We start from the raw sequence: 15,213 nt of genomic DNA, 5'->3' as shown, positions 1-15,213 counted from the left end.
ATATTTATTATTCTCCTATAAAATTTTTTAATAATAGTTTAAAGGATTTTTTTTAATATGTTGTTTAGTAATTTTAAAAAACATTTTTTTATAACACCAATATGAATATAATAAAATAATTGGTATAAAAATTAACGCTACATATAACATAATACTTAATGTTAATCTACTAGATGCAGCATTCCAAATTGTTAAACTATAATTTGCATATGTCGAAGGAACAATAAAAGGAAATATTGCGATTGCTATAGTGGTAATGATACTAATTATATTATATATAGAACAAATAAAAGCAAGTATATGTTTTTGGTATATTGATAATACTATAAGACATAGTAAATTTATAATACTACTTATTGGTATAATCCACAGATATGTATTTTTTATAAAATTATTTATCCAAAATCCTTCACTATATGCTATATCTGATGTTATCAGAGGTAAATAGTGCATTGCTTGTATATTTAATACATTTAATTTATAACCTCGTATATAAAATATAATATATGTAAATGTTATTATGATCATAAATATTAAAGACATAGATATCATAGGTATAATAATATTTAATTTATTATTAATATTTTTATCATTAATTCTTAATTGTAAAAATGTAGCAGCTTGATTTAATACAACCAATATAGTAGTTATTATAATCATAAAATTAAATAAACTAAAAGGTAATAATATCTCTCTGTTATAATAAATATGATAGTATTTGTCAAAATAAAAAGGTATTCCTTGTAATATATAACCTAATATGGTTCCTATTGCAATAGTCGGCATAATACTACCTATTGCAATAAATATATCACAAATAGTTTCCCATATTGTATTAGGTAGTTTTGTACGATATTCAAAACCTATAGGACGTAAAAATAAAAAAATAAGTAATATAAACATAATTATATAAAAACTAGAAAATAAAGTAGCATAGACATTAGGCCAAGCAGCAAACATTGCTCCAGCAGCTGTAATAAACCATACTTGATTACCATCCCAATGAGGAGCAATAGTATTAATAATTATTCTTCTATCAATTTTTTTCCGTCCAAGTATAAATAATAAAATACCTACACCCATATCTAAACCATCAGTAATCATAAATCCAGTTATTAAAATAACTATTAAAATATACCAAATAATACATAATATTTCATAATTTAACATTTTTAATCTCTAATTTTATTGATATTTTGCTCAAAGAAATATTTACCTGTTTGTAAAACACTAGGTCCTATACGTGCAATCTTAAACATAAAATATAATTCTATAATAAATAATATAGTATAAATTATAGTAATCATAATTATAGAAAACAATATTTCTGATATATCTATAGTAGAAGCAGCCATAAATGTAGGTAATATTTCACCAATAGCCCATGGTTGGCGTCCATATTCAGCAACGAACCAACCTGATTCAGAAGCAATCCAAGGTAAAGGAATAATATATAAACAAAATCTTAATAAATATTTTTTGTGATTGATATTGTTTTTTAAAGCATAAAAAAATACAACAGCCATAGTTATTAATAAAATTATGCTAATAGCAACCATAATACGAAACGCAAAAAATAATGGCAAAACTAATGGAATGGCATTCTGTGCTATTTTTTTGATATCATCGTTATTAATAAGATTTAAATCATGATAATGATATTGTTTAATTAATAATCCATATCCTAGATCTTTTTGATATTTATTAAATATTTTTAGAATATGAGTATTATAATAACCACTATTAATTTGTTCTAAAGCTTTTAAAGCTTGTATACCATTACGTATTCTTATTTCATAATTTTTAGTTATCTCTTTAATACCCATAATAGGAGTGTTAAGTGATCTTGTCGCAATCATACCTAACATATAAGGTGCAGAAATAGAATATTTATTAGTTTGTTTATTTTGATTAGGTATACTAAAGATGGTAAAAGATGCTGGAGGTTTTTGTGTTTCCCATTCTGCTTCAATAGCAGCTAATTTTGTTTTTTGTACATCTCCTATTTGATAACCTGATTCATCACCTAATACCATTACAGATAATATAGATGCTAAGCCAAAACTAGCTGCAATAATAATAGATTTTTTTGCAAATAATATATCTCTTTTTTTTAATAAATAATATGAACTAATGCCAATAACAAAAACAGCTCCAGTAGTATATCCTGCAGCCACAGTATGTACAAATTTAACTTGTGCAACTGGATTAAATATTAAATTCCATAAGTTATCCATTTCCATACGCATTGTTTTATAATTAAAATGTGATGCTATAGGATTTTGCATCCAACCATTAGCAATTAAAATCCATAAAGCAGATAAATTTGATCCTAAAGCAACTAGCCATGTTGTAATAACATGTTGGATTTTATTTAGTCGTTCCCAACCTAAAAAAAATAATCCTACAAAAGTAGATTCTAAAAAAAATGCCATTAAACCCTCTATGGCTAATGGTGCACCAAATATATCTCCTACATAATGTGAATAATAAGACCAATTAGTACCAAATTGAAATTCCATTGTTAAACCTGTAGCGATCCCTAATGCAAAATTAATACCAAATAATTTACTCCAAAATTTTGTCATATCCCTATATATACTTTTATTAGATATAACATATATAGTTTCCATAATTGCTAATAAGAAAGACATGCCTAATGTTAACGGAACAAAAATAAAATGATACATAGCGGTTAATGCAAATTGCCATCTTGATAAATTAACTACATTAAACATAATCATCACCTAATGTTTTTCTATTTAATTAATTTATAAATAATTATATATAATTATTTTGATAACTTATTAAGTTTAATACAACATTTATATATAAAAAATATTTTTTATTAAATTTACATATTTAATAATAATATTATAGGATCTTCTAATAATTTTTTTAAATATACTAAAAAACTAATTGCTTCTTTTCCATCAATTAAACGATGATCATATGATAATGCTAAATACGTCATGGGCATAATACAAATTTCTTTGTTAATTACAATAGGTCTATTTTGTATTGCATGTATGCCTAAAATAGCACTTTGTGGTGGATTAATAATAGGAGTAGACATTAATGATCCGAATACACCCCCATTAGTAATAGTAAATGTACCACTAGATAACTCATCTAGAGTTAATTTATTATTATTACTTTTACAAAGTAAAATTTGGATTTTCTTTTCAAGAGATATAATTGATAGTATATCAGTATTTTTAATAATTGGTGTGATTAAACCTCTTTGTGTAGCTATTGCTATATTAATATGATATGTATCATTATAAATGATATCTTGATTATCAATATACGCATTAATTTGAGGATATTTTTTTAAAGCAATTGCAGAAGCTTTAATATAAAAAGGCATAAATCCTAATTTAATTTGATATTCTTGTTGAATGTTAGAAGCATATTTCTTTCTAATAATTTGTATTTGCTCCATATTAACTTCGTTAAAAGTTGTTAATGTAATTGTATTATTTTTAGATAACATTAATTGTTTAGTAATTTGTTGTCTAATAGGTGTCATAGGAATACGTTTTTTATTTTTTAATGTTGTATATTCTGACATGAGTGGTTTATTCTTTTGTATATCTTGTAATATATTGTTCTGTACAGACATTTTACGTCTAGTAGAAGGACTATAAAATTGCTTATTTTGTTGTATACATTTTTTTTGATAATTTTTTATAGAAGTATTTGTTTTAATATTAATATCATTATTCTGAATTATTTGTTCTATCACACCAATTATTTGTTGTGATTGTACTTTACTGTTTTGTGATACTAATATTTGTTTTAAAATACCATGAACAGTAGCAGGTATTTCTAATACTATTTTATCTGTTTCTAAATCTACTAAAACATCATCAATATTAATAATATCACCTGGTTTTTTATGCCATTGTATAATAATAGCATTGTTTACTGACTCTGGTAATTCTGGAACAATAATATTAATATTATTCATATAATATTTTCCTTATTTTATGAAATTATTTTTTTAACAAAAGATTATCAGCATTAAAAGCAGTAAATAATATTTTATCTTGTTGTTTTTTATGTATAGAAATGTATCCAGTTGCTGTAGAAGCTGATTTACCCCTACCTATATAGTTAATATGGTAATGTAATTTTTTATAGAAATTATATTGGATATATATCCAAGCACCTTGATTTTCGGGTTCTTCTTGACACCAAAAAAAATTTTTAACACATATTACATATTTATGAATAATTTCTGTTAAATCCTGTATAGGGAAAGGATATAGTTGTTCAATTCTTATTAAAGCAGTATTAACATGATTATTTTTTTTTCTATATTCCAATAACTCATAATATATTTTGCCAGTACAAAAAATAACACGTTGAATATTATGTATTATTTCTGTTTCTATTAATACTTTAATGAAATTATTATTTACAAAAGAATTTAAAGATGAAAAAGATAATTCATATCTTAAAAGTGATTTAGGTGTAAAAATAATTAATGGTTTATTATTATGTATTTGTGTACATAACAAATGATATATTTGTGCGGATGTTGTTGGTACACATAATTGTATATTATTTTCTGCACACAATTGTAAATATCTTTCTATCCTAGCTGAAGAATGTTCTGGACCTTGACCTTCATAACCATGTGGTAATAATAATACTAAATTAGATATATAATTCCATTTTTTTTTACCAGAAATAATAAATTGATCTATAATGACTTGGCTAGCATTTGCAAAATCTCCAAATTGTGCTTCCCATATCGTTAAATTACGATTATGTAGAGTATAGCCATATTCAAAACCTAATACGGATGCTTCTGATAAAACAGAATTATAAATATAAAAATTTCCTTGTGTAGTACTAATATTTTGTAGAGGTATATAAATATTATCATTATTTTGATCATATATAATAGCATGTCTATGTGCAAACGTTCCTCTAATGCTATCTTCACCAGAGATACGACAAGATAAACCTTGTGTAAGTACAGTTGCATATGCTAAGCTTTCAGCTGCGCCCCAATCTAATAATTTTTTTTCTTCACACATTAAAAGTCTGTCTAAATAAATTTTTTTAACAAGTTTGTGTATATTAATAAATTTAGGAATTATACTTATAGTATAAAGTAACTTTTTTAAAGTTTCTTTAGTAAAATGGTTATTTGTACTTGTATTATTTTTATGTAAATTTTTTGGATAAATTTGTTTTGTATATGTTAAACGATATTTTTTTTGTAATAAAGTATTATATTTATAATATAATTTATATATAAATTTTTGATCAATAAGTTTTTCTGATAATAGTTTTTGTTGATATATAGTTTGCACGGTATCATGTTGTTTAATTAAATTATACATCATAGGTTGTGTCATATATGGATCATCAATTTCACTATGACCATGTCTTCTATATGAAACTAAATCAATAAAAACATCTTTATGAAAATAATTTCTATACATTATGGCTAATCTTATTATATAAATAACATCTTCTATACTATCTGCATTCACATGAAAAATAGGACAACAAGTTATCTTGGCTATATCTGTACAATAATAACTTGATCTTAAATCATTAATAGCTGAATTAGTAAAACCAATTTGGTTATTAATAATAATATGTATAGTACCATAAATATTATATCCATTAGTATATGACATATTTAATGTTTCTTGTACTATTCCTTGTCCTATAATTGATGCATCCCCATGTATTATAATTGGTAATATCATATTTTTACTAGAAGAATCATAATATGATCTTGTGATACCCATAACTACAGGATTAATATATTCTAAATGTGAAGGATTACATACTAAATGCAAATTTATATTTTTCTTATGTATATTAATTACAGAAGAATAACCAAGATGATATTTGACATCATCTATAATAGATACATCAATATCAGTTTCATTAAATTCATTAATAATCTGTTGTATACTTTTACCCATAATATTTGCTAATACATTTAATCTACCACGATGTGCCATGCCAATAATAATATTATTTGTTTTTTGTAGCGTAGTATTACTTATATAACGTATTACTTCTTTCATAACAGGAATTATTACATCACAACCTTCTATAGAAAATCTTTTAGTTCCTGGAAAATTTTTCCCAAGAAATTTTTCAAAGGTTTCTGTAGCAATTAGTTCTTCTAAAAATATTTTTTTTTCATCATTATTAAAATGATAAGTAGATAGTTCTATTTTTTTTTGTAAAAAAATTTGTTCTTTAGAAGGTAAATGTATATATTCTATACCGATAGAAGAGCAATATATTTGTTGGTATTTATAAAAAATATCTTGAATACTTTTCATGTTATTACATAGCAATATTTTTTTATTAATATCTTGTATATCAATATTAAATGTTTGCATGGTTAAGTTTTTATTTATATTTTGTACACATAAAAAATTATTTTTAGCATAATAATGTCCTATACTTCTAAAAGCATGAATTGCTTGTAATACTTTTTTTTCTAGAACTTGTTGATGTTGTAAAGGCATAATATCTGCTATATTTTTTTTATTTATATGTATATTTTTATTTAAATTAGTAAAAAAAATATGCCATGTGTCATGAATAGATTGAGGATGAGTTAAAAATTGCCTATATAATTCTTCTATATAAGTAATATTAATACTATTTATAAACCAATGTAAATAATTTTGATTCATTTTTATACTCTGATAATTTATCATATGAAATTTACTTTTATATAACTATCAAACAATAAATTTGCATAATTACATATTTTATTATAAAAAATAATATAATATTTCACTATAAAATCATTTTGTTTTATTTTTAGTTATATAAAACTAATTATATGTTTTTAAAGTTTGTTATAAGGATATATTATCTGCAAAATTTTTATAAATATACTTATATCTATAATAAAGATCAATTAATTATTTTGACATATAAAGAGTTAATTATGATAAAAATCATATGCATTTAATTTATATACTAGATTAATTTTATGTTTAATAGAATATTAAATTTTTGCACATTTATTGAGAGAAAATTATATGAATTTAATTAAAAAGGATCTTCATAATACTAAAAAAAATAATTTACAACAAAAAATAACAAATTCACATTATAATAAAGTTATGAGTAATAGACATATACAAATGATAGCTTTAGGAGGAACTATAGGTTCAGGATTATTTTTAGGTTCTAGTATTAGATTAAAAATTATGGGACCATCATTAATTATAATGTATATTATATGTGGTTTTTTCTGTTATTTAATAATGCGTGCTTTAGGTGAATTAATATCATATAAACCATCTAGTGGTAGTTTTATCTCATATTCAAGAGAATTTTTAGGAAAATATGCTGAATATGTATCTGGGTGGATGTATTTTATAAATTGGATCATGACAGGAATAGTTGATATGATGGCAATATCACTATATATGCACAGATGGTATTATTTCCATAATATTTCTACATGGATATTAGTAATGATTACATTATTAATAGTATGTATAATAAATGTTATTGGCGTGAAATATTTTGCTGAAATAGAATTTTGGTTAGCTTTTATTAAAGTATTTACTTTAGTTTCATTTTTATTGATAGGTACTTTTATTTTATGTAGTTATTATATTTTTCATTATTTAATTATTAATATACCTATTGATGCAACAATGAATTTTATTACTAATAATAATAAATATATTTTTTTTCCATATGGAATATGGAAAACTATATTATTAACACAAGGTGTTATTTTTTCTTTTGCATCTATCGAATTAATTGGTGTAACAGCTGGAGAATGCCAAAATCCTCATCAAACTTTACCAAAAGCAATTAATGGAGTAATTTGGAGAATTATGTTATTTTATATAGGTTCTATTACATTATTAATATTGCTAATACCATTAAATCAATATAAAGGATATATTAGTCCATTTATTACTGTATTACAAAAATTTAGAATACCTTATATGGATTCTTTTATGAATATTGTAATTATAAGTGCCGCTTTATCTAGTTTAAATTCTGGTTTATATTCTATTGGTAGAATTTTACGTGCTATGGCAATAGGTAATGTTGCTCCTAGAATTTTTATTAAAATGAATAGATATAAAATACCGTATATTAGTATTATAATAACTGTTATTGTTTATTTAATAGGTATGTACATTAGTGATTTTTTAACAAATAATATATTTGTAATAATACTAAATATTGCATCTTTAGGTGTCATCACATCATGGACATTTATTTTAATATGTCAAATAAAATTAAGACAGGCAATACGGCAAGGAAAAATTAAAGAAGTTAGTTATAAGATGCCAGGATCCCCATTAACATCGTGGTGTACATTATTATTTCTTTTTTTTATACTCTGTACTATAGCTTGTAATTATCCTAGTGGTACATATGCAATATGTTGTGTGCCTATATTATCATTAATCCTATATATAGGATGGTTTTTTATGCAAAAAAACAAAAATACATAATAGTACAAAAAAATAAATATATATTTAATCTGTTTATTGTTTCTATATAACAAACAACAAGGTTTTTTATACACTTGTTGTTTATTTATATTAGTAAAACATATTTTTTATGCATTTTTTAAAGGAAAAATGTTTTTTTATTAAATTTTGAAATTATAATGAATACTTAAAATATTTTTTTTATATAACTTATATTACTTATAACCATTTTTTTTTTTTAAAATACAAATATGGTGCTATAGCAGATATAACCATAAGTATTAATGCATATAAATATCCATACGACCATCTTAATTCAGGTAAACTATTAAAATTCATACCATAAATTGATGCAACTAATGTTGGTGGTAAAAATATTACAGATACTAAGGAAAAAATTTTTATAATTCTATTTTGTTCAATATTAATAAAACCCATAGCTGCTTGCATTAAAAAATTTACTTTTTGTAATAATGATTCATTATGTGGTAATAATGATTCAATATCACGTAAAATTTCTCTTGCTTGTTCCATATGGTTAATTGGTAATCTATCTTTACGCATTAAAAAATTTAATGCTCTTTGTGTATCCATTAAACATAATCTTACTTTCCAACCAATATCTTCTAATTCAGATAAAGTAGATAATGCATTATCAAATTGATCATCTTGATGTCCTAGCATAATAATCCTACTTAATAACTCTAAATCAGTATATACATTTTCTATTGCATCTGCTAATTGTTCTATTTTAGTTTCAAATAAATCTAATAATAATTCATAAGGATTACCATCTAATAATACGTGATTGCGAAAACGCATACGATATAAGCGAAAAGCTGGTAGTTCTCTTTCTCTTAAAGTATATAATCTGCCATTTTTAATAGTAAACGCTACAGTGGTATTACCAGCACGATCTTCAATATCTTCATAAAAAAAAAATGAATGAATATGTAATCCTTCATCATTTTCAAAAAATCTTGCTGAAGCTTCAATATCTTCTAATTCTGGTCTAGTTGCTAAATTTTGTCCTAACAAATGATATAATTTTTCTCTTTCATCTTTAGCAGGTTTAATTAAATCGATCCAAATAGCATTAACAATATCATTATAATCATTAAGTTCTAAACGTATTAAATGTTTTTTTTTTATTTTAAAAGCATGAAACATATTATAGTTCTCATTTATATGTAGATATCATGGTTGTAATAATTATAAAATAATCATTTTTTGTTATATATTACATTAAAATTATTATAATGTTGTATTATTTACTGTTATAAAACTAGATATAATCCATTTTATACCAATTTTATCAAATTTTATTTTTAACTTATAATTTTTTTTAAATAGTTCTTTTTGTAAAATAATACCTTTACCAAAATATTTATGATATACAATTTGCCCAATTAAATAATATGTATTAGATAATAATGGTTTTTGTATAATTGAAGTTTCTTTATAACAATTAATATATTTAATACATTCATAGGGTAATTCATGTATAAACCGAGATGGTTTTGTACAATTTTCCTTTCCATAAATTGTTCTATTTTTGGTATACGTTAATACTAGTTTTCTTTTTGTTCTAGTAATACCAACATAAGCTAAACGTCTTTCTTCATATAATTCATTAATATTACTTGAAGATATTTTATTTGGGAAAATACCTTCTTCCATGCCAATAATAAATACTATATTAAATTCTAGTCCTTTCGAAGAATGTATAGTCATTAAACGTACTAATTGTTGTTTTTTATTATTATTTTTTTCTACAACATTAATATGTTCTGTCATTAATATATTTTGTGAGAGAAATTCAATAGCAATTTTTTTCGTAGATGGCACAATATTATGTTTTATAGATATATAATGTTTGCTAAAATTTTTTGCAGAAACAATTAATTCTTGCAAATTATCAATTTGTGACGAATATATTTTTGAATAATTATTTACTTTATACATTTCTAATAAACTAGAATCATTAATAATTTTTTCTATGAATTTAGATAAAGTATAGTGCAATATACTTTTTTTTAAACACATAATTAATTGAATAAATTTATTTAAAGCATTTAATGAAGTAGTATTTATAATATTTTTTTGTCTTGTAATTTTTATACAAGCATCCCAAAAACATAAATTATATTGTTGTGCAATCACTTTAACTACATTAAAAGTATTAATACCTATTCCTCGTTTAGGAACATTATAAATACGTTCAAATGCATTATCATCGTAAAAATTAATAATTAAACGTAAATATGCCAATGCATGTTTAATTTCTTGACGATCAAAAAAACGAATACCACCATAAATACAATATGGAATATTTAAACTGATCATTTTTTCTTCTATTATACGTGATTGTGTGTTATTTCTATATAAAATAGCAATATCATTAAATGATATTTTTTTATTTACTATATTATTTTTAATATATTTTATAATATAATCGGCTTCATCATATTCATTATATGCAACATATATAGATATTCGATGTCCATAATGAGATTTAGTCCATAATGTTTTTTTAAATCGATTATTATTATTTGTAATTAGTGTATTAGCAGCATGTAAAATATTATTAGTAGATCTATAATTTTGTTCTAATAATATTGTTTTAACATTATAAAAATCTTTTTTAAATTTTTGTATATTTTTAACTTGTGCACCACGCCAACCATAAATAGATTGATCGTCATCACCTACTACTGTGATACATGTATTATATTCTTTACGATACAACAAATTAATTAAATTATATTGAATATTATTAGTATCTTGAAATTCATCAATAAATATATTTCTAAATTTATTTTGATATATATCCAAAATTTTTGGATGCATTAAAAATAATTTGTATACACGTATAATTAACTCATTAAAATCTATGACACCATTTTCTTGACATAATTTTTGATATTCTTCATATATCCAATTTAATTTAGAATCTAAATTAATATTATGAAAGTTGTGTATATGTTCTGTATAAGAATTTTTTTTTATATTAATATATCTGATAATGTGTTCTACGGAATATATACGTTCTTTCAAATTATGTTTTTGTATGATACGTTTAATTATTTTTTTTTGATCATCATTATCTATAATTTGGAAATGTTTAGGTAAAATTGCTTCTGCATAATATATTCTTAAAATATAATATGCTAAACTATGGAAAGTACCAACCCAAATATTGGTATAATCAGTATCATTTACAATTTTTTTTATTCTATTTTTTAATTCATTAGCTGCTTTATTAGTAAATGTTACGGCTAAAATTGTATGTGCAGAACACTGCATTTTATGAATTAACCATGCTATACGTCTAACTAATACTAATGTTTTGCCACTACCAGCACCAGCTAATATCAAAATATTGTTTCTTTCAGACATAATGACTGCACATTGCTGATTATTTAAATTTTTTAATAAATTCATGGTTTTCTTTATATATTTTAAAATATTTAGTTGTAGACGAAAATAAATACATATATATATTATTTTATATATTTATATTGCCATCATAAATATGACATGCTGTACCTAATAAAAATAAATTACTGGTCACATGATCCCATATAACTTTAACGTAACCACCCATTAAGTCTACTTGTACATTATGAGATAACAATTTTTTTTTTATTCCAACAGCCACAGATGCACAAGCACCAGAACCACATGAATATGTTTCGCCAACACCTCTTTCATAAACACGTAACTTAATATTTGTATTATTTACTATTTCCATGAAATTAACATTAATTTTCTTAGGAAAAACATGATGATCTTCAATAAAAGAACCAATAAGTTTTACAGGATAATTATTAATTGACGGTACTTGAATAACACAATGGGGATTACCTATAGAAACTATATTAAAATATACATATTTATTATGAAATTTTATTTTATAATTTTCTTGTGTTTTATTAGTAATATAAGGAATATCTTTTGGTAAAAATAATGGTATTCCCATATTTACACAAATAATATTATTATCTAAAAATTTTATTTTTAAAACCCTGTTTTTAGTTTTGACAAAAATATTATTTTTTAAAGTTAAACATTTTTTTTTTAAATACAATGCAAAACATCGTGCGCCATTACCACATTGTTCTACTTCAGTACCATCTGCATTAAAAATTCGATAATTAAAATCAATATTTGCAACATTAGATATTTCTGCAATTAATAACTGATCGAAACCTATTCCAGTATGTCTATTAGACAATTGTTTAATAATATTAGAATTTAATATTAATTTTTGTTGAATGTTATTTGTGATAACAAAATCATTACCTAATGCATGCATTTTAGAAAATTTAATATTCATATAATGATATTAATTTATAATAAATCATATTTTTATATAAATTTAGATTACATAATAATTAATTATAATTAAACAAATATTTTTTTAAAATGCTTATTATATTTAGTAGAAACTAATAGATTTTTTTTACCAATTACTACAATATCTGCTGGCCTATTTGCAAATAAACCAACTGTAATAACACCAGGAATAGCATTAATATATTCTTCAGTTTTAATTGGATTATAAATATTTAAGTTATAAACATCTAATATTATATTACCATGTTCTGTTATAAAATTTGGACGACATTTTACAATTGCACCTAAATTAGATATTATTTTAGTAATATAAGATTTAGAATTAGGTATAATTTCGATAGGTAAAGGATGTGTGATACCTAAATTATTAACAATCTTAGATTGATCTACTATACAAACAAAAATTTTAGAAAAATTTGCAATAATTTTTTCATTAGTTAATGCTCCTCCCCCACCTTTAATCATTTGCATATCTTGATTAATTTCATCAGCACTATCAAAATATATATTAATATGATTTATATCATGTATATTATATATATTAAAATTATATTTTTTTAATGTTTTTATAGATATTTTTGATGCTGCAACTACACCAAGAATATTTTTTTGCATTTTACTTAATATTTTAATAAAATGAAGCATCGTAGTACCTGAACCAATACCAATAATATTGTTATTATTTATATATTTTAAAGCACATTTAGAAGCATTTTTTTTTAATTGACTATACATTTTTATTATAAAAATTATCCATTGATATAATATTTATATTATACAGCATTTAATCAAAAATTTGTATAACTATGAAAAAATGGTAAATAAATATGTAATTAATATGAACAATATTTTAAATAAAATTAATATTTTACTATATTAAATTTTTTATGAGAAAATATTTTTATGCGAAAAATTAAATTATTATTATGTATATTTGTTATTTGGATAACAAATATACACACATGTTATGCTACTAATATTCAAAATCCAGTATTTTTTAGAAAAAATATAATTGTTGCACAAAAAAAACCTACTTTAGCTCCTATAATAGAAAAAGTAATATCTGCTGTAGTAAGCATACATGTTGATGGCAGTATTATTACAAAAAATTTTACTATTCCAGAAAAATTACAAAATTTTATTATTGAGCAACATTTATGTGAACCAAATTCATCATATTTTAATTCGCCTTTATGTAGTAATATTGAAAATACTGTAGAAGAAAAATTTAATGCTATTGGTTCTGGCATCATTATTAATGCTAATAAAGGTTTTATTATCACTAATAGTCATGTTATTGATCATGCTAATACTATTACTGTAAAATTAAATAATGGCATGACTTATTTAGCTACAATAATTTATAAAGACATGAAATCAGATATTGCTATAATCAAAATTAATCCTAATATTATGTTACAAGAAATAAGGATGGCTAATTCTGATACTGTAAATGTTGGTGATTATGTTATAGCAATTGGTAATCCTTTTGGTTTAGGTAATACAGTAACAACAGGAATTATTTCTGCTTTAGAACGTTCTGGTGTTAATACTAACCGTTTCGAAGAATTTATTCAAACTGATGCTGCTATTAATCGTGGTAATTCTGGTGGTGCTTTAATTAATCTAAATGGAGAATTAGTTGGTATGAATACTGCTATTGTAGCATCATCTAATGGTGGTAATGTGGGTGTTGGTTTTGCTATACCTAGTAATACAATAAAAAGATTTATACGACAAATTAATCTATTTGGTACCATGCAACATGGTTTTTTAGGTATTTCTGCAACTAATCTTGATAATAATTTACATGATGCGTTACATATAAAAAAAAATATTTCAGGTATATTTGTACAAGAAGTCTGGAATAAAAAATCAGCTTTAAAAGCTGGTGATATTATTACTCATTTAAATAATAAAAAAATTAATGATTATATGTTATTACGCGCTAAAGTAAGTACTTATCCAGCAGGTACAAAAATTAAATTAGGAATTAATAGACAAGGTCTTTTTATTAAAAATGTTATAGTAACATTACAAAATGTTGAAGATAATATAAAATATAATGTAAAACAAGATTTTTTAACTGGAGTTAATTTGACTAATATTATTAGTCAGGGGGGAAACCATAAAATTTTTGGTGTCCGTATTAATAATATTCAATATAATTCTATATATAAACAAATAGGATTGCAAAAAAATGATATTATTTTTGAAGTAAATAATCATAAAATTTATAATATAAAAGATATGGAAAAAATATTTTTAAAATATAAAAAAAAAAATATAATTGTTTTACATATTTTACGTACAAAACATGACTTATTTATTATAATAAATAACTAATAAAAAATTTTGTTGTAATTAATAATATTATTTTATATATTAT

At 22.5% G+C, this 15,213-nt stretch carries 10 protein-coding genes; 2 read left to right on the top strand and 8 right to left on the bottom strand.

The window, feature by feature from the left end; translation table 11 throughout:
* Positions 1-27: 27 nt before the first annotated feature.
* The 4 genes from cydB to GJT86_RS01015 all read right to left on the bottom strand — a co-directional run bounded on the left by cydB (position 28) and on the right by GJT86_RS01015 (position 6,710).
* On the bottom strand, positions 28-1,170 hold the full coding sequence (cydB, locus tag GJT86_RS01030) for a cytochrome d ubiquinol oxidase subunit II (RefSeq protein WP_168920442.1): 1,143 nt from the start codon (positions 1,168-1,170) through the stop codon (positions 28-30).
* 2 nt (positions 1,171-1,172) lie between these two features.
* Entirely contained in the window at positions 1,173-2,738 is a 1,566-nt protein-coding gene (locus GJT86_RS01025) for a cytochrome ubiquinol oxidase subunit I (RefSeq protein WP_168920441.1), read from the bottom strand.
* 116 nt (positions 2,739-2,854) lie between these two features.
* Positions 2,855-3,973 carry a 2-oxo acid dehydrogenase subunit E2 gene (locus GJT86_RS01020; RefSeq protein ID WP_168920440.1) on the bottom strand — a complete coding sequence of 373 codons (1,119 nt, stop codon included), beginning with the start codon at positions 3,971-3,973 and terminating at the stop codon, positions 2,855-2,857.
* A 25-nt stretch (positions 3,974-3,998) separates the two neighbouring features.
* Positions 3,999-6,710 (bottom strand): 2-oxoglutarate dehydrogenase E1 component, encoded by a 2,712-nt coding sequence (locus GJT86_RS01015; RefSeq protein ID WP_425483777.1) that lies wholly within the window; start codon positions 6,708-6,710, stop codon positions 3,999-4,001.
* A 330-nt stretch (positions 6,711-7,040) separates the two neighbouring features.
* Here GJT86_RS01015 and GJT86_RS01010 point away from each other — a divergent pair, with 330 nt between their 5' ends.
* Positions 7,041-8,486 (top strand): amino acid permease, encoded by a 1,446-nt coding sequence (locus GJT86_RS01010; RefSeq protein WP_168920439.1) that lies wholly within the window; start codon positions 7,041-7,043, stop codon positions 8,484-8,486.
* Positions 8,487-8,684: 198 nt separating this feature from the next.
* On the opposite strand, the gene corA is transcribed toward GJT86_RS01010, so the two are convergent.
* The 4 genes from corA to rpiA all read right to left on the bottom strand — a co-directional run bounded on the left by corA (position 8,685) and on the right by rpiA (position 13,559).
* Entirely contained in the window at positions 8,685-9,635 is a 951-nt protein-coding gene (gene corA / locus GJT86_RS01005) for a magnesium/cobalt transporter CorA (protein WP_168920438.1), read from the bottom strand.
* Between the two features lie 84 nt (positions 9,636-9,719).
* Positions 9,720-11,909: a UvrD-helicase domain-containing protein gene (locus GJT86_RS01000; RefSeq protein ID WP_168920437.1), complete on the bottom strand. Its 2,190-nt coding sequence runs from the start codon at positions 11,907-11,909 to the stop codon at positions 9,720-9,722.
* A gap of 64 nt (positions 11,910-11,973) precedes the next feature.
* A complete protein-coding gene (gene dapF / locus GJT86_RS00995; protein ID WP_211080492.1) occupies positions 11,974-12,804 on the bottom strand; it encodes a diaminopimelate epimerase in 831 nt (276 codons plus the stop codon).
* A 68-nt stretch (positions 12,805-12,872) separates the two neighbouring features.
* Positions 12,873-13,559, bottom strand: a complete 687-nt coding sequence (gene rpiA / locus GJT86_RS00990; protein ID WP_168920436.1) for a ribose-5-phosphate isomerase RpiA — start codon at positions 13,557-13,559, stop codon at positions 12,873-12,875.
* Between the two features lie 168 nt (positions 13,560-13,727).
* Between rpiA and GJT86_RS00985 the strand changes: the two genes are divergently transcribed.
* Positions 13,728-15,170 (top strand): trypsin-like peptidase domain-containing protein, encoded by a 1,443-nt coding sequence (locus GJT86_RS00985; protein WP_168920435.1) that lies wholly within the window; start codon positions 13,728-13,730, stop codon positions 15,168-15,170.
* The last annotated feature ends 43 nt before the right edge of the window (positions 15,171-15,213 follow it).

Origin of the sequence: Enterobacteriaceae endosymbiont of Macroplea appendiculata (assembly GCF_012571605.1) — a bacterium.
Lineage (GTDB): Bacteria > Pseudomonadota > Gammaproteobacteria > Enterobacterales > Enterobacteriaceae.
This window is presented reverse-complemented; position numbering and strand designations above follow the sequence as displayed.